We start from the raw sequence: 22,492 nt of genomic DNA, 5'->3' as shown, positions 1-22,492 counted from the left end.
CAGTGACCAACATCCCCGAGACCGGGCGGACCCCACGGGTCCAGATCCGACTCATCGTGATCCAGATCCTTGTCCTGTCCCTCCTTGGCACCCTCGGCGGGCGGCTGTGGTACCTCCAGATCCGGGAGGGCTCGGAGTACGCCAAGGAGGCCTCCGGCAACCACGTCCAGCAGGTCGTCGACCCGGCCGTGCGCGGCTCGATCCTGGACGCGCGAGGCGTGCCGCTGGCCGACAACGAGACGCGGCTTGTCGTCTCCGCCTCCCGCACCGACCTGCTGAAGATGAAGGACGACGGCAAGGCCGTCCTCGCCAAGCTCGCCGCAGTCCTCGGGATGAAGCCCGAGGAGGTGATGGAGAAGGTCCGGCTGTGCGACGCCGAGACCCCCCAGCCCTGCTGGAACGGCTCGCCGTACCAGCCCATCCCCATCACCGACGAGGCCACCGCCAAGCAGGCCCTGCAGATCCGTGAGCGCGCCGAGGACTTCCCCGGCATCACCGCCGAACCGCAGGCCGTCCGCCGCTACCCGGGCCCCGGCGGCTCCAACACCGCCCAGGTCCTCGGCTATCTCTCCCCGGTCACCGACGAGGAGATCACCAAGGCCCAGGACACCGAGTCGCCCTACCTCCGCTCCGACCAGGTCGGCCGCTCCGGCATCGAGCGCCAGTACGACAAGGAGCTGCGCGGCAAGGCCGGCGTCACCCGCTACGAGGTCGACAACCTCGGCCGGGTCATCGGCGAGGCCGAGGCAGACGCCGCCCAGCCCGGCTCCAACCTCGTCACCAGCATCGACGCCCGCGTCCAGCGGGTCGCCGAGTACGAGCTGAACGAGGCGATGAAGACCGCCCGCAAGGAGTTCGACCGCAACACGCAGGAGAACTACAAGGCCGACGCGGGCGCGATCGTGGTGATGGAGGCCAAGACCGGCCGGGTCGTCGCCATGGCGTCCAACCCGACCTACGACCCGAACGCCTGGGTGGGCGGTATCTCCGCCAAGGACTACCGGCAGCTCACCGGCAAGTCCTCCAACTACCCGCTGCTGAACCGGGCCATACAGGGTCAGGCAGCCCCCGGCTCGATCTTCAAGGTGGTCTCCACGGCCGCCGCGGTCCAGGCGGGCTACGACTTCGACGGCCGCTACAACTGCTCCAGCTCGTACTCCGTCGGCGGCCAGGTCTTCAAGAACTTCGAGTCCCAGAACCACGGCCCGATCGGCCTCGGCCGCGCCCTGGAGGTCTCCTGCGACACCGTCTACTACCAACTCGCGCACAACGAGTGGAAGAAGGACGGCGGCATCAACCCCAAGGGCAAGCCGAAGGACTACTTCTACAAGGCCGCCCACCAGTTCGGCCTCGGCCAGGAGACCGGCATCGACCTGCCCAACGAGGTCACCGGCCGGGTCCCCGACCGCCAGTGGAAGCAGGACTACTGGAAGGCCAACAAGGACGCCTGGTGCAAGACCGGCAAGAAGGACGGCGACTACGTCGAGAAGATCGCCTACGAGAACTGCCTCGAAGGCAACAAGATGCGCGCCGGTGACGAGATCAACTACTCCATCGGCCAGGGCGACACCCTGGTGACCCCGATCCAGATGGCCACCATCTACGCGGCCATCGCCAACGGCGGCACCCTGTACGACCCGACGGTCGGCAAGGCGGTCATCAGCGCCGACGGCAAGCAGGTCTCGGAGATCGAGCCCAAGGCGCACGGCAAGCTGCCGGTCAGCCGGCAGACGCTGGCCCAGATGGACGAGGCCCTCGCCGGCGTCGCCACCCGCGGTACCGCCGCCTGGCGGTTCGGCGGCTGGCCGCAGGACGAGATCCCGATGCACGCCAAGACCGGTACCGCGGAGGTCTACGGCAAGCAGACGACGTCCTGGTTCGCCACGTACACCGAGGACTACGCGATCGTCATGACGATCTCCCAGGGTGGTACGGGCTCCGGCGCCTCGGGCCCCGCCGTCCGCAACGTCTACGACGCGCTGTACGGCGTCTCCGACGACGGCGCCATCAACAAGAAGAACGCGCTGCTGCCGACCCCGCAGAAGAACCTCCCGAAGATCCAGACGGACGGGTCGATCCTCTCCCCGAAGGTCGCCAAGGACCCGGCGAAGGAGCAGCGGGCCAGCCAGGAGGACGTGCCCGAGGAGGACGGACAGCAGCTGGCGGCGACGGTGGGGACACCGACGACGGAGAACCGTGAGACGCGCCGCCGCAGGCAGCGCCGACGGTGCCCGAGGAGGCTGATGTGACCAGCGCCAACAGCTTCCAGGTCTCCGGGTACGGGCCCGAACGGGCGGGCTGGACCCGGCTGTTCGCCCGGGACTCGCTCGCCCGCCGGCTGGACTGGCCGATACTGTTCGCGGCGCTCGCGCTGTCGTTGATCGGCTCGATCCTGGTCTTCTCGGCGACCCGCAACCGCACCGAGATCAACCAGGGCGACCAGTACTACTTCCTGGTCCGGCACATCATGAACACCGGCATCGGCTTCGCGTTGATGATCGGCACCGTCTGGCTCGGCCACCGCACCCTGCGCACCGCGGTGCCGATCCTCTACGGCGCCTCGGTGTTCCTGATCCTGCTGGTGCTCACCCCGCTCGGCTCCACGATCAACGGCGCGCACTCCTGGATCAAACTCCCCGGCGGTTTCTCGCTGCAGCCCTCGGAGTTCGTGAAGGTCACGATCATCCTCGGCATGGCGATGCTGCTCGCGGCCAGAGTGGACGCGGGCGACAAGCCCTACCCCGACCATCGCACGGTGCTGCAGGCGCTGGGCCTGGCCACCGTGCCGATGCTGATCGTGCTGCTGATGCCCGACCTCGGCTCGGTCATGGTGATGGTGGTCATCGTGCTGGGCGTGCTGCTGGCCTCCGGCTCCTCGAACCGCTGGGTGTTCGGGCTGCTGTCGACGGGTGCGATCGGCGCGATCGCCGTCTGGCAGCTGCACATCCTGGACGACTACCAGATCGCCCGCTTCGCCGCCTTCGCCAACCCCAGCCTCGACCCGGCGGGCGTCGGCTACAACACCAACCAGGCCCGGATCGCGATCGGATCGGGCGGACTGACGGGGGCCGGTCTTTTCAACGGCTCGCAGACGACCGGCCAGTTCGTGCCGGAGCAGCAGACCGACTTCGTGTTCACGGTGGCGGGGGAGGAGCTGGGCTTCGTCGGCGGCGGGCTCATCATCGTCCTGCTCGGCATCCTGCTGTGGCGGGCCTGCCGGATCGCCCGCGAGACGACCGAGCTGTACGGGACCATCGTGGCGGCCGGAATCGTGGCCTGGTTCGCCTTCCAGTCCTTCGAGAACATCGGAATGACGCTCGGCATCATGCCGGTCACCGGTCTTCCGCTGCCGTTCGTGTCGTACGGCGGATCGTCGATGTTCGCGGTGTGGGTGGCGGTGGGGTTGTTGCAGTCGATCCGAGTGCAACGGCCCATGTCCGCATAGGCGCCGGTCACCGCCTGTTTCCCTGGGGTTTGACTCCGGTAGGCCTGTCGTACCGCCATGACTCCCACTAGATTCGGGTCATGGCGGACACGAAGCGTGAGATCGAGCGGAAGTACGAGTCCGACGAGAGCGGTCTGCCGGACCTGACCGGCGTTGCCGGGGTCGCGGCCGTCATCGACAAGGGGGTCGTCCAACTGGACGCCACCTACTACGACACCGAGGACGAACGCCTGGCCGCGTCCTCGATCACCCTGCGCCGCCGCACCGGGGGCTCCGACGCGGGCTGGCATCTGAAGCTCCCCGTCGCCGCCGGTGTCCGGGACGAAATCCAGGCGCCGCTGTCCGACACCGTGCCGCGCACTCTCACCGGCCTGGTCCGCTCCCGCGTCCGTGACACCGAACTGCTGCCCCTGGTCCGGCTGCGCTCCGAGCGCGATGTCCGCCACCTCGTCGACGCCGACGGCCGGCTGCTCGCCGAGGTGTCCGTGGACGCCGTACGCGCAGAGCACCTCGGGACCGGCGCCGGCGTCCAGTGGACCGAGATCGAGGTGGAGCTCGCCGACGGCGGCGACCCCGCCTTCCTCGACAAGGTGGACAAGCGGCTGCGCAAGGCGGGCGTACGCCCCTCGGGGGCGGCCTCGAAGCTGGCCAGGGCGCTGGCCGAGACGGCCCCCAAGAAGAAGCAGCGCAAGCAGAAGGCCGCCGCGGAGCCCGTCAGCGCGGGCGATCACGTCCTCGCCTATCTGCGCGCCCAGCGGGACGCCATCGTCGAACTCGATCCGGCCGTACGGCGGGACGAGTACGACTCCGTGCACCGGATGCGGGTCGCCACCCGCCGGATGCGCAGCGCCTTCCGGTCGTTCGGGAAGGTCCTCGACCGGTCCGTGACCGATCCGATCGGCGATGAGCTGAAATGGCTCGCCGGGGAGCTCGGCGTCGACCGGGACCAGGAGGTGCTGACCGAGCGGCTGACCGCGGCCCTGGACGAGCTGCCCAGGACCCTGCTGACCGGCCCCGTCCGCACCCGGCTGCGCACCTGGTCGAACGCCCGCCGCGGCGGCTCCCGCCGGCGCCTGATCGCCGTACTCGACGGCAAGCGGTACCTGGAGCTGCTGGGCACCCTGGATGCCCTGATGGCCGAGCCGCCCCTGCTGAAGGCGGCCTCCGGTAAGCCGGAGAAGGTCATCGGGAAGGCCGTAACGAAGGACTTCGGGAAGTTGTCCGCGCTGGTGGAGGACGCCCTCGGCAGGGCGCCGGGGCAGGAGCGCGATCTCGCGCTGCACGAGGCGCGGAAGAAGGCCAAGCGGACCCGCTACTCGGCGGAGGCGGCCGTACCGGCGCTCGGTGACCCGGCCCGGGGGCTGCTGAAGTCGATGAAGAGCCTGCAGAACCTGCTCGGCGACCACCAGGACAGCGTGATGACCCGGGAGGCCCTCAGGGAGCTGGCCCGGCAGGCGCAGGGGGCCGGGGAGAGCTCCTTCACATACGGGGTGCTGTACGGGCGGGAGGAGCGCCGGGCGGCCGACGACGAGGCCGAGCTGCCGGCGGCCTGGGGCGTGATCAAGGAGCGGTCGGCCTTCTGAGCGTGCGGGGCATCGCCTCGGTCGCGTTAGGCTGGATGGTCACCCCTGTCCGTTCAGTCCAGCTCATGAAGGTACGCGAGATGCCTGCCGAAGTCGCTGCGTCGGTGTTCCCGCAGCTCGAAGCCCTGCTCCCGCATGTGCAAAAGCCGATCCAGTACGTGGGCGGAGAGCTCAACTCCACGGTCAAGCCGTGGGAGAGCTGCGATGTCCGCTGGGCGCTCATGTACCCCGACGCCTACGAGGTAGGCCTGCCCAACCAGGGCGTCATGATCCTCTACGAGGTCCTGAACGAACAGGAGGGCGTCCTCGCCGAGCGCACCTACAGCGTGTGGCCGGACCTGGAGGCCCTGATGCGGGAGCACGGCGTCCCGCAGTTCACGGTGGACAGCCACCGCCCGGTGCGCGAGTTCGACGTACTCGGCATGAGCTTCTCCACCGAGCTCGGCTACACCAACATGCTCACCGCCCTGGACCTGGCGGGCATCCCGCTGGAGTCCAAGGACCGCACGGTCGACGACCCGATCGTCCTGGCCGGCGGCCACGCGGCCTTCAACCCCGAGCCGATCGCGGACTTCATCGACGCGGCGATCATCGGCGACGGCGAGCAGGCCGTGCTCGACATGACGAAGATCATCCGCCAGTGGAAGGCCGAGGGCTGCCCCGGCGGCCGCGAGGAGGTCCTCTTCCGCCTGGCGAAGACGGGCGGGGTGTACATCCCGGCCTTCTACGACGTGGAGTACCTGCCGGACGGCCGTATCGCGCGCGTGGTCCCCAACAAGTCGGGCGTCCCGTGGCGTGTGTCGAAGCACACGGTGATGGATCTCGACGAGTGGCCCTACCCGAAGCAGCCCCTCGTCCCCCTGGCCGAGACCGTCCACGAGCGCATGTCCGTCGAGATCTTCCGCGGCTGCACCCGCGGCTGCCGCTTCTGCCAGGCCGGCATGATCACCCGCCCGGTCCGTGAACGCTCCATCACGGGCATCGGCGACATGGTCGAGAAGGGCCTGAAGGCGACCGGCTTCGAGGAGGTGGGCCTGCTGTCGCTGTCCTCGGCGGACCACTCGGAGATCGGCGACATCGCGAAGGGCCTGGCGGACCGGTACGAGGAAGACAAGATCGGCCTCTCCCTGCCCTCCACCCGCGTGGACGCCTTCAACGTCGACCTGGCGAACGAACTGACCCGCAACGGCCGCCGTTCGGGCCTGACCTTCGCGCCCGAGGGCGGCTCGGAGCGTATGCGCAAGGTCATCAACAAGATGGTCTCGGAAGAGGACCTGATCAGGACCGTCGCGACGGCGTACGGCAACGGCTGGCGCCAGGTGAAGCTGTACTTCATGTGCGGCCTGCCGACGGAGACCGACGAGGACGTCATGCAGATCGCCGACATGGCGATGAACGTCATCCAGAAGGGCCGCGAGGTCTCCGGCGCCAACGACATCCGCTGCACGGTCTCGATCGGCGGCTTCGTCCCCAAGCCCCACACCCCCTTCCAGTGGGCCCCGCAGCTCTCCGCCGAGGAGACGGACGCCCGCCTGGAGAAGCTCCGGGACAAGATCCGCGGCGACAAGAAGTACGGCCGCTCCATCGGCTTCCGCTACCACGACGGCAAGCCCGGCATCGTCGAGGGCCTGCTCTCGCGCGGTGACCGCCGCATCGGCGCGGTCATCCGCGCGGTCTACGACGACGGCGGCCGCTTCGACGGCTGGCGCGAGCACTTCTCCTACGACCGCTGGATGAGCTGCGCGGACAAGGCGCTGGCCCCCTTCGGCGTGGACGTCGACTGGTACACGACACGCGAGAAGACGTACGAGGAAGTCCTCCCCTGGGACCACCTGGACTCGGGGCTCGACAAGGACTGGCTCTGGGAGGACTGGCAGGACGCCCTCGACGAGACAGAGGTCGAGGACTGCCGCTGGACTCCGTGCTTCGATTGTGGGGTGTGTCCGCAGATGGACACGCAGATCCAGATCGGTCCGACGGGCAAGAAGTTGCTGCCGTTGACTGTGAAGAACGCGGCGCCGGCGCCAAGCGGGCACGCGCACTGAGGCATGTGAGGGGCCCTTCCCGAGTGGGGGAGGGCCCCTTTTTCATGCCGGTTGGGGGCGGGGGGCGCCCATGGAGAGTTTGGTGCGGGCGAAGTCGTGGTTGGCGGTGATTCGGTCGCGGTGTTCCGGGGGGAGCTTGGTGCCGTCCAGGAGTTGTTCGCAGGCCTCCAGGGACTCGCGGTACGCGCCCATCCAGTACGCCGCCACCGCCAACTCGTCCAGGGCCTGCCAGTCGTACCAGCCGTGCTCGACGAAGAGGATGTCGTCCGGCAGCGGGATCTCGGCCGCGCGGCGGGCGAACAGGTAGGCGAGGGGCCAGCGTTCGCCCTGCGTCCGGCAGAGATGGGCGAGTTCGCCGAGCGGTTCGGCCCGGGTGGGCCGGAACTCGTGGGCGTCCAGGAAGCGGGACATCACCTCGGGTGTGCGGCGCTTGAGGGTCAGGGCGAGGCGGGCCGCGTAGAGGCGGGAGCAGAAGGCCTCCTCGGCGAAGCCCGCCATGGCCGCGCGGCGGTCGTAGGCGGCGAGCGCCTTCGCCGGTTCGCCGGCGTCGCGCCAGCTCTGGGCGAGATAGAAGGCGTAACGGGTGTTGTCCGGTTCCTTGGCGAGGCCGTCCTTCAGGATCGCGGCGTCCCGTAGGTACTTGGTGCGCGCGCTGCCCTGGGAGCGGCCGCCGCCGCCCATGATGACGGTGCGGACGCCGTCGAGGGTCGCCCGGCTGAACTCCGCGTCGCAGTCCAGGTATTCGTGCAGCACTCCGACGTACCGCCAGGGCAGACGGGTCGAGACCATCGTCGGGCGCCAGTGGACGACGGGGCCGTGGCGCACCTCGAAGTCGTAGCAGTCGTGGGTGAGTTCGGGCAGACGGAAGCCGGGGTCGATCTCCAGTACGTCGTCGGCGTCGATGAACAGCAGATGGCTCGCCCGCTCCCGCGCCCGCTCGATCGCCTCCGTGCGGCTGGGGCCGAAGCCTTTCCAGGGGCTCTCGTACAGCGCTCCGGGCAGGTCGGCGAGGGTTTCGCGGACGATGTCCTGAGTGCCGTCGGTCGAGCCGGTGTCAAGGATCACCCAGGTGTCGATGAGGGGCCGGACCGAGGCGAGACAGCGTCGGATCACATGGGCCTCGTCCTTGACGATCATATTGAGGCAGACCGTTTTCATGGCATTTTCTTTTCTCCGACGAAAAGGACCGGCCGGTGAATTTATCGAGCCCCGGGGGCGGGCACAAGCAGCCACTGGCGAACCGGCAGGTATAAGTGAGGAGTTCATGCCTCCGGACCGGAGAGAATTCCTATGGTAATCAGCGCGCAGCTTCCGCTGCCCCGCGAAGAATTCCAGGCCTCCGCCGCGGACGGGCCCGCCCGGGGCAGGGCGCTGCTCCGTCTCGGGCCCTTCGTCCTCGCCCTGGTCCTCGGCGGCCATGGGCTGACCGGCACCCTGCTGGGCCGCGACGAACTGGTCACCTGGGACATGGTGGGCCGGGACACCGGCCGGATCCTGGCCACCCTCGGCAACGTCGACGCCGTACACGGCACCTATTACCTGCTGATGCACGGCTGGGTGGAACTGTTCGGGGATTCCGTTCTTTCTCTGCGGCTGCCTTCCCTATTGGCGGTGGCCGTGACGGCGTCCGTCGTGGCGCTCCTCGGGGAGCGGCTCTTCGGATATCGGGCCGGAATTCTGGCCGGGTTTCTCTTCGCGCTCGTACCGGCGGTGAGCCGTTACGGCCAGGAGGCCCGCTCCTACGCGCTGGTGCTGCTCGCCGTCGCCCTGGCCACGCTTCTGCTGCTCCGGGCGCTGGACCGTCCGCGCAGCCTCTGGCGCTGGGCCGGCTATGCCCTCGCGCTGGTCTGCACCGGGTTTCTCCATCTGATCGCGCTGTCCGTCGTACTCGCCCATGTCTGTCTGTTGGTGGCCCGGGGGCGAGGGGAGCGGGCCCTGTGGTGGAAGTCCGGCCTCGCGCTGGCGGCAGTCGGCGCGTGCGTGACCCCGCTCGCCCTGCTCGGCCGCTCCCAGGCCGGACGGCAGCTCTACTGGGTACCGGCGCCCGACGGCTGGGCGCTGCTCTCGCTCCCCGGCGGGCTGTTCGCCTCCGTGGTGTGTGCCGGAGCGCTGCTCGCCCTCGCTCTGCTCGCTCCCTCGGAGCACCGGGCTGCACTGCTGCTGTGCGGCACCTGGGCGCTGCTGCCCCCGGCCCTGGTGTGGGCCGCCTCGCACGGTGAGGTGTCGTACTTCCGCGGTGTCTACGTCCTGTTCACCCTGCCGGCCTGGGCGCTGCTGGCCGGCTCGGGCCTGGCCTCGGCCCGGCGGTCCTGGAAGGCGGCTGCGGCCCTGTTGGTGGCGCTGGCTGTGGTCACGCTGCCCGATCAGCGGCAGATGCGGCAGCCCCTGGAGCACGATGCCCCGGTGCCGCTGGACTACGCGGCGGCGGCGAAGGTGATCGAGCGGCTCCACCGGGCCGGGGACGCCGTCGTCTACGACCGCGCCGACACCTGGAAGCTGGACGGTGGGGTCCAGTACTACCTGCCGCGCGACCTGAGGCTGCGCGATGTGTTCCTGGCGCGGACCCCGGCCGAGATCGACGACCTGTACGCGGTTCAGTGCGCCGTCCCCGAGCGGTGCCTCGGTGACGAGCGGCGCGTCTGGCTGGTGACGCAGGGCACGGACCTCGCCTTCAACGCCATCGATCCCGCGCAGGCGGGCGCCCTGCGGAGCCGGTATGTGCTGTCGAGGAGCACCCCGCTCACGGGGATGACGGTGAGTCTGCTGGAGCGCGGGGGCGGGCGGTAGTCGCGGCAAGGGGCCCCGGCAGACGGGGTGGTCTGCCGGGGCCCCTTGTGCGATGCCCGAGTGACCGGAACTACGGGACGGGGGTCCCGCCGTTGTCCTCGCCCGGAGCCGGCTGCATGTTCACCAGCTCCCAGTCGTCCTCGCACTCCAGCGTGCGGTTGCTGGTGATCACCTCACAGGTGGTCTGGTAGATCTCTCCCGTGGTGGTGACGACGTCGATCCGCACCTCGCCGTCCTGGCCCTGGCTGTGCTGGACGATGGAGATGCCGCAGGCGTTCTCCGGGTAACCCTCGTTGTCGCTGAGGTCCGACCACAGGTAAGGCCCGGGTTCCGCCGTCGTGAGGTCGCGAATGCCCGCGTACGCGGTGTTGTCCGGCGGCGTCAGCGCGGCCCGCAGCTCGTAGTTGTTGCTCATCTGGTGGGCGTCGATGTCGGCGCACACGGCCGTGCCCGGGGTGCCGGTGGCGCCGGTGGCACCTGTCGCACCGGTGGCACCCGTCGCGCCGGTGGCCCCACCGGACGGGCCGGTGGGTCCAGTTGCACCGGTCGCGCCGGTACCGGTGGCGCCGGTCGCACCGGTCGCGCCGGTCGCACCCGTGGCGCCCTTCGGACCGGTGGCACCCGTGGCGCCGGTGGCGCCCTTGCACTTGTCCTTGTCGCCCGTGTACGCCTCCGCGCCCGCTCTGGGCTTGTGGTGCGGCTTGTGCGGCTTGCAGTCCTTGCCCGTGTACGGCGTCGCGGCAGGCTTGCCGTCGGACACGGCGTGGGCGGCCGCCGCGGCGGGCGTGACGACTCCGGCCGCGATGACCAGGGCGAGGGAGGTCAGCACCCCGGCCTTCTGGAAGTGGGCCCGGGCCAACGGCCCCAGCAGCGAGGGTGTGTGTCGAGGATTCATAGGCATGCTCCTTGGCACGAATCGGTCCGGGGGAGTCCCGGACCTCATGCGAGAGTGACCCGGGAGCCCACGACAACTGCCGTGCGCGAAGGGGACGCGCCGTCAAATAGGTAAAACGGTCTAGCGGACAAGCGAAATGGACGGCCCCGCCGTCCTCGTGAAGCTGTGACGGCATCGCAACCCTCGAGGTGCATCCGCTCCGTCGACCGTCGCGTCCTGTCCGGTATGGAACCGCAGAAGTCGCTGCCCGAGCCCCGGCAACCGGAAGGCTGCCTCGTCGCCGCCGTCCGCATCCCGGTGCGGATCGTCGTGCTGGTGCTGGTCGTGCCCGTGCGCATGGTGTGGGACGCGCTGGTGGTCGCCTGGCGGTTCTTGAACGACACCGTGTTCCGGCCCCTCGGGCGGGCATTGCTGTGGGTCGGGCGGGCGCTGTTCGTGTGGCCCTTCGTGGGGCTTTGGCGGTATGTGCTGGTGCCGGTCGGGCGGGGGCTCGGCTGGCTCGGGAAGGTACTGGTCGTGGTGCCTCTCGGGTGGGCGTACCGGTATGTGCTGACTCCGGTCGGGCACGCCCTTGCCTGGGTCGGGCGGGGAATCGGGGCCGGGCTCACATGGCTCTACGCGCGCGTGCTCACGCCCATCGGGCAGGCCTGCATGTGGGTGCTGCGGGGGATCGGGGCCGGGCTCGCAGCCCTGGGCATCGGCGTGTACACCGTCGTGGCCTGGCTCGTGCGGTATCTGTTCGTCGTACCCGCGCTCTGGGTTTATCAGTGGGTGCTCACGCCGATCGGGCACGCCTTCCTGTGGGTCGTGCGCGGGATCGGGCTCGCGCTGTACTGGATCACTCGGGTGTTGTTCGTGTTGCCCGCGCTGGCTCTGTGGCGGTGGGTGTTCGTGCCGGTCGGGCGGGTGCTCGCCGTGATCGGGCGGGAGATCTGGGACGCGCTCGGGCATGCCTGGCGGGTGGCCGGGCGGATTTCGCTGGCGGTCGGGCGGTTCCTCGGGACCCTCTTCCGGTGGATCTTCGTGGAGCCGGTCCGGTGGGTTTATCGGAGCGTTCTCACGCCCGTCGGGCATGTCGTGAGGGACGCGGTGCTGCGGCCCTGTGCCGAGGCCGCGCGCAGTGTGGGGCGGGCCACTCGGCAGGCGCTCGCCTCGGCGCGGGAGTCCGCCCGGCAGGCCCGTGCCGACTTCCGGCGGATGGTGTTCGGGGAGCCCCGGAAGCGGGAGGCGGTGGCCCGGCGGGAACCTCGGGGCGCCGAGACACGTACTCTTGGTAGCAGTACGACCGCTCTCACGAAGGACTGAACGACACTGGGCAAGCGACAGCCCGAAGGCCCGCCGCCCGCACCCGCGGTGCAGCGCATCCGACTGCGCTACACCAAGCGCGGCCGCCTCCGGTTCACCAGCCACCGTGACTTCCAGCGCGCCTTCGAGCGTGCGCTGCGCCGCGCCGACGTACCGATGGCGTACTCGGCGGGGTTCACGCCGCATCCGAAGGTGTCGTACGCCAATGCCGCACCCACCGGCACGGGCAGTGAGGCGGAGTACCTGGAGATCGCGCTCACCGAGGCGCGGGACCCGGAGAAGCTCAGGATGCTGCTCGACGAGTCGATGCCCCCCGGGCTCGATGTCATCGAGGCGGTGGAAGCCCGGACCTCTGGGCTCGCCGACCGGCTGACCGCTTCCGTATGGGAGCTGCGGCTGGACGGCGTGGAGCCGGCCAAGGCCCAACAGGCCGTCGCCGCCTTCAATGCCGCCGAGTCCGTCGAGGTCCAGCGCAGGACCAAGAACGGCCTGAGGACCTTCGACGCCCGCCCCGCGGTCGTGGATCTTGAAACGCACAGTTCGACGGCTGATAGGCCGACCGACCGGCCCTGTGCGATACTGCGGCTGGTTGTTCGGCACGTGACGCCTGCCGTACGACCCGACGACGTCCTGTCCGGTCTCCGCGCCGTGGCCGACCTGGCGCCGCCGGTCCCCGCTGCGGTGACCAGGCTGGCGCAGGGGCTGTTCGATGAAGAGACCGGCACGGTGACCGACCCGCTCGCGCCCGACCGCGAGGCGGCGACGGCCTCTGCGGCCGGATCCGCTGCCGCCGCGAAGGCGCCGGCGTAAGGAAGGTCCCGCGAAGGGACGGACGTCGTAGCGCCGCCCTCGTACTCGGGAGCCACCTGGGTCGGGCAGCGCACCGACCAGAAGACTTTCGCCAGGCCGTACGCATTCGGCGTACGGAACCGGCGAGACAGGACACAGAGAGCTCCCGTGCGGCGCCCGCGCCCCGGACGGCGGCAGTCGCGTACGACGCGAGCCGCGGACGTCACCGGCACACCGCCGGACCAGGCGCGGCGCCCGGGAGCCTGACGGGAGAAACGCCCGCATGCTCGAGCCGATCGAACCCACAGAGGGTTCCGAACCGAATACCCCCAGCGACACCTTGCCGCCGCGTCGTCGGCGCCGTGCCGCATCCCGGCCGGCGGGTCCGCCGGTCGCCGAGTCCGCGACCGAGGTCGCGCCGGCCATACCGGACGACGAGAAGACCGAGGTCGAGGAGACCGTGGTCGTGGTGACTCCGGAGATCGAAGAGGCAGCAGAGGTCGAGGAGACCGAAGAGGCCACCGAGGTCGAGGAGACCGCCGGGGCCGAAGCACCGGTCGCCGTCGTCGACGAGGCCCCCGCCATCGGCCGTACGCGTCGCCGTGCGGTCCGTAGGGCGTCCGCGCCCGCCGGGGCGCCCACGTCGCCCGAGGCCGCAGAGACCATCGTGCCCGCGACCTCCTCCGCGGAGGAGCACGCGCCCACCACCGAGGGCGTCGAGGCCGCCTCGTCCGCCGTGGCCGTGGAGGACGCCGCCCCGCGCCGCGCCCGCCGCCGTGCCACCCGGAAGGTGACCGCGCCCGCCGGTGCGGCCGAGACGGCGGAGGTCGTCGCCCCTGCGGAGGCCGCGCCGGTCGAGCAGGCCGAGCCGGCCAAGGAGGTCGCGCCGACCGAGCAGGCCGAGGAAGCCGCGCCGAAGGGACGTACGCGTCGCCGTGCGACCCGGAAGGTGACCGCGCCTGCGGAGGCCGCCGAGACCGCCACCGCCGAGACCACGGTCGAGACCCCCGCCGAAGCCGCCCCGGCCGCGTCCGAGGACGTCGCCCCCCGTCGTACCAGCCGGCGTGCCACGCGTCGCGTGTCCGCGCCCGCCGGGGCGCCCGAGAACGTGGAGCCGTCCGTGACCACCGCCGATGAGAGCGGGGCCGTGACCCCCGCCGAGACCGACAAGCCCGCCGAGGAAGCCGCTCCCCGGCGCCGTCGCCGTGTCGTCCGTCAGGCCGCCACCGGGTTCTCCGAGCCCGCGCGGCCCACCGCCGAGGAGGAGGCCGAGGAGGCCGAGGCCCCGCGTCGTCCGGCGCGGCCCGCCGTCGCCGTCTTCCAGCCGCCCGTCTTCACCGAGCCGAAGTTCCAGACCCCGGAGCGCGCTGCCGCCGAGGCCGCCGCCGAGGCGTCGGACGTGCCCGGTGAGGTCGAAGAGGCCGAGGAGCTCCCGGAGGAGCCGGTCGGCGCCCGTCGTCGTCGCCGTCGCCGGGGTGCGGCGGACGAGGCCGAGGCCCGTCCCGTCGAGACCGCGGTTGAGGACGAGGCGGAAGAGGCCGAGGAGGCCGAGGACTCCGTCGAGGGCGAGGAGGCCGAGGAGACCGGGGCGCGCCGTCGCCGCCGCCGCGGTGGCCGTCGCCGTCGTCGCGGTGAGTCCGCCGAGTCCGACGCCGAGGCCGGTGAGTCCGCGGACGAGGCCGACGAGGTCGCCGCCGCGCAGGACGCCGAGGACACCGCCGAGCAGGAGGAAGAGGACGCCGAGGAGCAGGGCGAGGAGCCCGGCGGCTCGACGTCCAGCAGCCGGCGCCGTCGTCGCCGTCGTCGCAGGGCCGGAGACAGCGCCCCCGAGGCCGAGCCGTCCTCCGACGACCCGGAGCGCACGGTGGTCAAGGTGCGCGAGCCGCGTGCGAAGGCCGAGCCGTCCGACGAGGTGCAGTCCATCAAGGGCTCGACCCGTCTGGAGGCCAAGAAGCAGCGCCGTCGCGAGGGCCGTGAGCAGGGCCGCCGACGCGTCCCGATCATCACCGAGGCCGAGTTCCTGGCCCGCCGCGAGGCCGTCGAGCGCGTGATGGTCGTCCGTCAGCACGGCGACCGCACGCAGATCGGTGTCCTCGAGGACAACGTGCTCGTCGAGCACTACGTCAACAAGGAGCAGTCGACCTCGTACGTCGGCAATGTCTACCTGGGCAAGGTCCAGAACGTGCTGCCGTCGATGGAGGCCGCCTTCATCGACATCGGCAAGGGCCGCAACGCCGTGCTCTACGCCGGTGAGGTCAACTTCGAGGCGCTGGGCATGGCCAACGGGCCGCGGCGCATCGAGTCCGCGCTGAAGTCCGGGCAGTCCGTGCTCGTCCAGGTCACCAAGGACCCGATCGGGCACAAGGGCGCGCGTCTGACCAGCCAGGTCTCGCTGCCGGGCCGCTACCTCGTGTACGTCCCCGAGGGCTCCATGACCGGCATCAGCCGCAAGCTGCCCGACACCGAGCGGGCGCGGCTGAAGACCATCCTCAAGAAGATCGTCCCCGAGGACGCGGGCGTCATCGTGCGCACCGCCGCCGAGGGCGCGAGCGAGGACGAGCTGCGCCGTGATGTCGAGCGGCTGCAGGCGCAGTGGGAGGACATCCAGAAGAAGGCCAAGAGCGGCAACGCCCCGACGCTGCTCTACGGCGAGCCGGACATGACCGTCCGGGTCGTCCGGGACATCTTCAACGAGGACTTCTCCAAGGTCGTCGTCAGCGGTGACGACGCCTGGTCGACCATCCACGGCTACGTCGCCCATGTCGCCCCGGATCTCGCCGAGCGGCTCCAGAGGTGGACCTCCGAGGTCGACGTCTTCGCCACGTACCGGATCGACGAGCAGCTCGCCAAGGCGCTGGACCGCAAGGTCTGGCTGCCGAGCGGCGGTTCGCTGGTGATCGACCGGACCGAGGCGATGGTCGTCGTCGACGTCAACACCGGCAAGTTCACCGGCCAGGGCGGCAACCTGGAGGAGACGGTCACCAGGAACAACCTGGAGGCGGCCGAGGAGATCGTGCGTCAGCTGCGGCTGCGCGACCTCGGCGGCATCATCGTGATCGACTTCATCGACATGGTGCTGGAGTCCAACCGGGATCTGGTGCTGCGGCGCCTGCTGGAGTGCCTGGGCCGGGACCGTACGAAGCACCAGGTCGCCGAGGTGACCTCGCTGGGGCTCGTCCAGATGACCCGTAAGCGGGTCGGCCAGGGCCTGCTGGAGTCGTTCTCCGAGACCTGCGTCCACTGCAACGGCCGCGGTGTCATCGTGCACATGGAGCAGCCGACGGCTGTCGGAGGCGGCGGCAAGCGCAAGAAGCGCGGGCGTGGCGCCGACGTGCACGAGCACGAGGCCGCGGTGACCGCCGTGGAGACCGCCGAGCCGGTCGAGCCGGAGACCGCCGCCGAGGTGGCGGCCGAGGTCGCCGAGCCGGTCGCGCTGCCCGGGCCGGAGTTCGCCCCGGACGAGGAGCTGTACAGCAGCGTCGCCGAGGCGGAGGCCGCTGTCGGTCGCCGTTCGCGGCGCCGGTCCGGTCGACGGGCGTCGGCCCCGGCCGGTGCGCCGAAGGCCGAGGCGCCCAAGGCCGAGGTGCCGACCGCTCAGGACGTGACCGTCGAGCAGGAGGTCGAGCGTCCGGTGCAGCCGGAGTCGGCCGCCGAGGCGAAGGCCGAGCCCGCCGCCGTGGAGGACGTGGTCGTCGAGGCCCCGCCCGCCGCTGCCGAGGAGGCCGCGCCGAAGGGCCGTACGCGTCGGCGTGCGACCCGTAAGGCGACCGCGCCCGCGGGTTCGCCCGCCGGGGCGGAGGCGGCCGTGGTGACGGTCAGCGAGACGGCGCCCGAGCCGAAGGCCGAGGAGGCCCCCGCGGCCGAGCCGGTCGCCGAGCCCGAGCCGGTCGTCGCCGAGCCCGCGGCCCCGGCCCGTCCGCGCCGCCGTGCCGTGCGCAAGGCCACCGCGCCCACCGCGTCCGAGGAGGCGGCCGTCGTGGTCGTCCCCGCGGCCACGGAGGCGCCGGCCGAGGAGGCACCCGCTGTGGAGGAGGAGCCCGCCCCGGCCAAGAAGGCGGCGGCCCGCAAGACGGCGAAGAAGGCGACGGCCAAGAAGGCCGCCACCAAGAAGACCGCGGCCAAGAAGACGGCCGCCAAGAAGACGACGGCCAAGAAGGCGGCCAAGACCGCCACGGCCGCCAAGAAGTCGACGTCGAAGAAGACCGCGGCGGCGGCGCAGCAGACGCTGCCCTCCGTCTCGGCCTCCACCGACGAGGGCTGAAACACGGGGGTGTGCGGCCGGGGTGACCGGCCGCACACCCCCGGGGCCCGGCCCGGTTTGACCCGTTCGGCCGCCGCCCCGTAACCTGGACCGTCGGCATGTCCACTGACGTGCCACATCCCCGTAAACCTTCATCCTCCGGAGCGCAGTGTGTTCCGGAGAGGCCGTCCGCGTGTCGGGCGGCTGGACTGCGGGGGTGCCGTTCCCGAGCGAGAGAGTGAGATCCGCGTGTACGCCATCGTGCGCAGCGGTGGTCGCCAGCACAAGGTTGCTGTCGGCGACATCGTTGAGGTTGACAAGATTTCCACTGCCAAGGTTGGCGACACGGTCGAGCTCTCGACCCTGCTCGTTGTCGACGGCGAGGCTGTCACCAGCGACCCGTGGGTGCTGGCCGGCATCAAGGTCCAGGCCGAGGTCGTGGACCACCACAAGGGCGTCAAGATCGACATCCTTCGCTACAAGAACAAGACCGGCTACCGCCGTCGTCAGGGCCACCGCCAGCAGTACACGGCGATCAAGGTCACTGAGATCCCCGCGGCTGCGAAGTAAGGGACTGAGGAGAGATGGCACACAAGAAGGGCGCATCGTCCACCCGTAACGGTCGTGACTCCAACGCTCAGCGCCTCGGCGTGAAGCGCTTCGGTGGTCAGGTCGTCAACGCGGGCGAGATCCTGGTCCGCCAGCGCGGCACCCACTTCCACCCGGGTGCGGGCGTCGGCCGTGGCGGCGACGACACGCTGTTCGCGCTGCAGGCCGGTTCGGTGCAGTTCGGCACCCACCGTGGCCGCAAGGTCGTGAACATCGTTCCGGTCGCCTGATCGGAAGCTTTTCGCGAGGCGGACCTCACTTCCCGGTCGGGAAGGCGGGTCCGCCTTTCGCGTGTTGACATAGGTAATACCCCGCACTTTCTGGAGGCACCAACCATGACCACCTTCGTGGACCGCGTCGAACTGCATGTCGCCGCGGGTAGCGGAGGTCACGGCTGTGCCTCCGTCCACCGTGAGAAGTTCAAGCCGCTGGGCGGACCGGACGGCGGGAACGGCGGGCGGGGCGGCGATGTCATCCTGACCGTCGACCAGTCGGTGACCACACTGCTCGACTACCACCACTCCCCGCACCGCTCGGCCACCAACGGCAAGCCCGGCGAGGGCGGCAACCGCTCCGGCAAGGACGGCCAGGACCTGATCCTGCCGGTGCCGGACGGCACGGTCGTGCTGGACAAGGCGGGCCATGTCCTCGCCGACCTGGTCGGCCACGGCACCTCCTACGTCGCCGCACAGGGCGGCCGGGGCGGGCTCGGCAACGCGGCACTCGCCTCCGCCCGCCGCAAGGCGCCCGGCTTCGCGCTGCTCGGTGTGCCGGGAGGCCTCCAGGACATCGTGCTGGAGCTGAAGACCGTCGCCGATGTGGCGCTGGTCGGCTACCCGAGCGCCGGCAAGTCCTCGCTGATCTCCGTGCTGAGCGCCGCCAAGCCGAAGATCGCCGACTACCCGTTCACCACGCTGGTGCCGAACCTCGGTGTCGTCACGGCCGGTTCGACCGTGTACACCATCGCCGACGTGCCCGGACTGATCCCGGGCGCCAGCCAGGGCAAGGGCCTCGGCCTTGAGTTCCTGCGGCACGTGGAGCGGTGCAGCGTGCTGGTGCACGTCCTGGACACGGCGACGCTGGAGTCCGACCGCGACCCGGTGTCCGACCTGGACATCATCGAGGCGGAGCTGCGCGAGTACGGCGGCCTCGACAACCGGCCGCGGATCGTCGTCCTGAACAAGATCGACGTACCGGACGGCAAGGACCTCGCCGAGATGGTGCGGCCGGATCTGGAGGCGCGGGGTTACCGGGTCTTCGAGGTGTCCGCGGTTGCCCACCTCGGGCTGAAGGAACTGTCCTTCGCGCTCGCCGACCTGGTCGGCAAGGCGCGGGCCGCGAAGCCGAAGGAGGAGGCGACGCGGATCGTCATCCGGCCCAAGGCCGTGGACGACACGGGCTTCACCGTCGTCCTCGAGGAGGACGGGCTGTTCCGGGTGCGCGGCGAGAAGCCGGAACGCTGGGTGCGGCAGACCGACTTCAACAACGACGAGGCCGTCGGCTACCTCGCCGACCGGCTCAACCGCCTCGGTGTGGAAGAGGCGTTGATGAAGGCGGGCGCCCGCGCGGGCGACGGCGTCGCCATCGGCCCCGAGGAGAACGCGGTCGTCTTCGACTGGGAGCCGACCGTCATGGCCGGCGCCGAGATGCTCGGCCGACGCGGTGAGGACCACCGCTTCGAGGCACCGCGCCCCGCGGCCCAGCGCCGCAGGGACCGGCAGGCGGAGCGGGACGATGTGGACCGGGAGTACGACGACTTCGAGCCGTTCGAGGGGTAACTCCGGCATACGGCGGACAGTCAACCGCAGGGTGGGCCCTACTGACGGCACGTCAGTAGGGCCCTTCCTTTTGTCTGCTTACTTGTCATGCACGCGAACCCTGTGGTTCAGCGGGTGGACTGCCCGGAAGCGTGAGCTTCCAGGTGTCCAAGGGGCCCGCGACGCAGGGGAGTTCGTCGATGACCACAACAGGATCACCCGACCGCCGCCGCTTTCTGACCGCCGGAGCCGCCGTCCTCGGCGCCGCCGCCTCCGCCCAGCTGTGGCTGCCCGCCACCGCCCGCGCCGCCGAAACCTCCCTGCCCGAAGGCGTGTTCAGCCTCGGTGTGGCCTCCGGTGACCCGCTCCCGGACGGCATCGTGCTGTGGACCCGGCTCGCCCCGGACCCGATCAACGGCGGCGGTATGCCCGACGCCGTCGTGCCGGTGCAGTGGGAGCTCGCGGAGGACGAGCGGTTCCGCAAGGTCGTGCGCCGTGGCACCGCCCAGGCCCGCCCCGAGTACGGGCACAGCGTGCACGTGGATGTACGGGGCCTGCGCCCGGGCCGCCGCTACTGGTACCGCTTCCGCGCCGGCGGCCGTATCTCGCCCGTCGGCCGCACCCGTACCGCGCCCCACCCCTACAGCTCCGGCGGCGATCTGCGCTTCGCGCTCGCCTCCTGCCAGAACTGGCAGCACGGCTACTTCACGCCGTACGCCGACATGCTGGCCCAGGACCCCGATGTCGTGCTGTTCGTCGGTGACTACATCTACGAGTCGGTGCCCTCGGCGACGGCGCTGCGCAGGCACGAGGGGACGGGGGAGCCGTACACCCTGGAGCAGTACCGCAACCGGTACGCCCAGTACCGCTCCGACCCCGATCTCGCGGCGATGCACGCGGGCGCGCCCTTCGTGGTGACCTTCGACGACCACGAGGTCGACAACGACTTCGCGGGTGAGATCCCGCAGGACCCGGCGAAGCAGCCGCACGACGCGTTCGTGGCCCGGCTCACCGCGGCCTACCAGGCGTACTACGAGCACATGCCGGTACGCGCCACGGCGGTCCCGAACGGACCGCACATCCGGATGTACCGCCGCCTGGAGTTCGGCCGCCTCGCCCGGCTGAGCGTCCTCGACACCCGGCAGTACCGCAGCGACCAGGCCACCAGCCAGGCCGGGGCGATGGATCCCTCGCTCACCATGCTCGGCGCCGCGCAGAAGCAGTGGCTGCTGGACGGTCTGCACGACTCGCCCGCCCGCTGGAACCTGATCGCCTCGCAGATCATGATGGCCGAGACCGATCTGCTGGTCGGCGAGGGCAAGCAGTGGTTCTACGACGCCTGGGACGGCTACCAGGCCGAACGCAACCAGTTCCTCCAGGAGTTCAAGAGTGTGCGCAACCCGGTGGTCCTCACCGGTGACCGGCACCTGACGATGATCAGCGATCTCAAGGAGGACTTCGCCGACCCGGCCTCCGCGGTCGTCGGCGCCGAGTTCGTCGGCACCTCCATCTCCAGCAACGGCGACCAGGACCAGGACGCGTTCCGCCGGGAGTGGGACCCGCGCCGCGCGGACAACCCGCACTGGAAGCTGCTCGACGCCCACCGCGGCTACCACCTCTTCGACATCCGCCGCGACGGCATCGACGCGCAGGTCAGGGTGGTGGACACGGTCCGGCAGCCGACGTCGACGCCGAGCACGCTGGCCAAGCTGAGGCTGGAGGCGGGCCGCCCGGGTGTCGAGGTGGTGTGAGCCGGTGAGTGTGGCGCTCATCACTGTCCTATACAGCTCTTAGCCAACCCTCAGGAACACGTCTTACCGTCCCTTGACCATGGAGACGGACTGTACGAGAGATGAAGTCCCGGCCAACAGCGAGCTTCCCCCGCTGGCGGCCGGGACGAGGCTGCTGCACATCGGCCCGCACAAGACCGGGACCACCTCGATCCAGGGCGCCTTGTTCGCGGCCAAGGATGCGATGGCCGCGCACGGCGTCGACTTCCCCGCGACCAGCAGACACCCCATGTCGGCCGCGCTCGCGGTCTGTGCCCGCCCCGGGATGCTGGGCAACAGCAAGCCCACCGAGCGGCACTGGGAGACGCTGGTGGAGCAGGTCGCCGCCACCGGCCGGCGTACCTCCGTGATCAGCAGCGAGTTCTTCGCCGACGCCCCCGACGACGAGACCATCGAGCGGATCGTCCAGGAGTTGGGCGGCGACCGGGTGCATGTCCTGGTCACCCTGCGCCCGCTGGTCAGGATCATGCCCTCGCAGTGGCAGCAGTACGTGCAGAACGGTCTGCGCATGGGCTACGAGGACTGGCTCAGGCACATGCTCAAGAAGCCGCCGTACGAGAAGCCCAACCCCAGTTTCTGGCGCCGGCACCGGCATGACCGGCTGGTCGAGCGGTGGGTGCGGGTGGTCGGGGCGGACCGGGTCACCGTTGTGGTCGTCGACGACCGGGACCGCGGTGGTCTGATGCGCACCTTCGAGGCGCTGCTCGGGCTGCCGGAGAATCTCCTTCAGGAGGTTCCGGACACCGCGAACCGGTCACTCACCCTGGCCGAGACCGAAATGCTGCGGAATCTTAATGTGGAATTCCGTGGGAATGAGCTGCCGGAGGAGCTTTATTCACAGCTCATCCGATATGGCGCCGTCATGCATATGAAGAACGCGTGCGCGCCGGGTCCGGACGACGTGAAGATCTGCACCCCGCAGTGGGCCGCCGAGGCCGCCGCCGAGATCGGTGCCGAGATGGCGCAGCGGATCGGCGCGATGGGCGTGCGGGTGCTGGGCGATCCCGGCGTTCTGTCCGCCGTACCGAAGCCCGTGACGCGTACCGAGGCCGAGCCGCGCATCGCTCCCGAGGTGGCCGCGCACGCGCTGTACGGGGCGCTCGCTGCGGCCGCGGCGGCGCCGGTGCGGAACACCGCGCCCGTGCAGGCGCGTACGGTTCATCAGACGTCTTCCAAGGAACTCGTGAAGGTCCTCGGGCATCGCTGTCTGAAGCGGCTGCGCCGCCGTTGAGCTGTGCGGTTACTCA

The 22,492-nt window shown here is 70.5% G+C and carries 15 protein-coding genes; 13 read left to right on the top strand and 2 right to left on the bottom strand.

Features of this window, described 5'->3' with window-relative positions:
- The first annotated feature begins 2 nt into the window (after positions 1-2).
- From mrdA to OHT76_RS15200, 4 genes are all read left to right on the top strand, one after another.
- Entirely contained in the window at positions 3-2,249 is a 2,247-nt protein-coding gene (mrdA, locus tag OHT76_RS15215) for a penicillin-binding protein 2 (RefSeq protein WP_328871362.1), read from the top strand.
- Positions 2,246-3,445 carry a rod shape-determining protein RodA gene (gene rodA / locus OHT76_RS15210; RefSeq protein ID WP_328871361.1) on the top strand — a complete coding sequence of 400 codons (1,200 nt, stop codon included), beginning with the start codon at positions 2,246-2,248 and terminating at the stop codon, positions 3,443-3,445. The genes mrdA and rodA overlap by 4 nt, the downstream gene beginning before the upstream one ends.
- A gap of 80 nt (positions 3,446-3,525) precedes the next feature.
- Entirely contained in the window at positions 3,526-5,028 is a 1,503-nt protein-coding gene (locus OHT76_RS15205; RefSeq protein WP_328871360.1) for a CYTH and CHAD domain-containing protein, read from the top strand.
- An 80-nt stretch (positions 5,029-5,108) separates the two neighbouring features.
- Positions 5,109-7,073 carry a TIGR03960 family B12-binding radical SAM protein gene (locus OHT76_RS15200; RefSeq protein WP_328871359.1) on the top strand — a complete coding sequence of 655 codons (1,965 nt, stop codon included), beginning with the start codon at positions 5,109-5,111 and terminating at the stop codon, positions 7,071-7,073.
- A 42-nt stretch (positions 7,074-7,115) separates the two neighbouring features.
- Here OHT76_RS15200 and OHT76_RS15195 read toward each other — a convergent pair whose 3' ends face one another.
- Positions 7,116-8,231, bottom strand: coding sequence for a tetratricopeptide repeat-containing glycosyltransferase (locus OHT76_RS15195; protein ID WP_328871358.1), 1,116 nt, complete (start codon positions 8,229-8,231; stop codon positions 7,116-7,118).
- 132 nt (positions 8,232-8,363) lie between these two features.
- On the opposite strand from OHT76_RS15195, the gene OHT76_RS15190 reads away from it, so the two are divergent.
- Positions 8,364-9,860: a glycosyltransferase family 39 protein gene (locus OHT76_RS15190; RefSeq protein ID WP_328871357.1), complete on the top strand. Its 1,497-nt coding sequence runs from the start codon at positions 8,364-8,366 to the stop codon at positions 9,858-9,860.
- Between the two features lie 70 nt (positions 9,861-9,930).
- Here OHT76_RS15190 and OHT76_RS15185 read toward each other — a convergent pair whose 3' ends face one another.
- Complete coding sequence (locus OHT76_RS15185; protein ID WP_328871356.1) at positions 9,931-10,755, bottom strand: hypothetical protein; 825 nt, start codon at positions 10,753-10,755, stop codon at positions 9,931-9,933.
- A 225-nt stretch (positions 10,756-10,980) separates the two neighbouring features.
- Here OHT76_RS15185 and OHT76_RS15180 point away from each other — a divergent pair, with 225 nt between their 5' ends.
- From OHT76_RS15180 to OHT76_RS15145, 8 genes are all read left to right on the top strand, one after another.
- Complete coding sequence (locus OHT76_RS15180; RefSeq protein ID WP_328871355.1) at positions 10,981-12,060, top strand: hypothetical protein; 1,080 nt, start codon at positions 10,981-10,983, stop codon at positions 12,058-12,060.
- A 48-nt stretch (positions 12,061-12,108) separates the two neighbouring features.
- A complete protein-coding gene (locus OHT76_RS15175; protein WP_328871354.1) occupies positions 12,109-12,870 on the top strand; it encodes a TIGR03936 family radical SAM-associated protein in 762 nt (253 codons plus the stop codon).
- 262 nt (positions 12,871-13,132) lie between these two features.
- Positions 13,133-17,110 (top strand): Rne/Rng family ribonuclease, encoded by a 3,978-nt coding sequence (locus tag OHT76_RS15170; protein WP_328871353.1) that lies wholly within the window; start codon positions 13,133-13,135, stop codon positions 17,108-17,110.
- Between the two features lie 228 nt (positions 17,111-17,338).
- A complete protein-coding gene (gene rplU / locus OHT76_RS15165; RefSeq protein ID WP_030601628.1) occupies positions 17,339-17,659 on the top strand; it encodes a 50S ribosomal protein L21 in 321 nt (106 codons plus the stop codon).
- A 14-nt stretch (positions 17,660-17,673) separates the two neighbouring features.
- Positions 17,674-17,928 carry a 50S ribosomal protein L27 gene (gene rpmA, locus OHT76_RS15160; protein WP_010041940.1) on the top strand — a complete coding sequence of 85 codons (255 nt, stop codon included), beginning with the start codon at positions 17,674-17,676 and terminating at the stop codon, positions 17,926-17,928.
- Between the two features lie 105 nt (positions 17,929-18,033).
- On the top strand, positions 18,034-19,476 hold the full coding sequence (obgE, locus tag OHT76_RS15155) for a GTPase ObgE (RefSeq protein WP_328871352.1): 1,443 nt from the start codon (positions 18,034-18,036) through the stop codon (positions 19,474-19,476).
- A gap of 179 nt (positions 19,477-19,655) precedes the next feature.
- Positions 19,656-21,206, top strand: a complete 1,551-nt coding sequence (locus tag OHT76_RS15150) for an alkaline phosphatase D family protein (RefSeq protein ID WP_328871351.1) — start codon at positions 19,656-19,658, stop codon at positions 21,204-21,206.
- Between the two features lie 79 nt (positions 21,207-21,285).
- Positions 21,286-22,476, top strand: a complete 1,191-nt coding sequence (locus tag OHT76_RS15145; protein ID WP_328871350.1) for a hypothetical protein — start codon at positions 21,286-21,288, stop codon at positions 22,474-22,476.
- Positions 22,477-22,492 lie beyond the last annotated feature (16 nt).

This window comes from Streptomyces sp. NBC_00287 (genome assembly GCF_036173105.1).
Taxonomy (GTDB): Bacteria; Actinomycetota; Actinomycetes; order Streptomycetales; family Streptomycetaceae; genus Streptomyces.
Note: the sequence above shows the minus strand (reverse complement) of the source record. Positions and strands in the feature narration are given on the sequence as shown.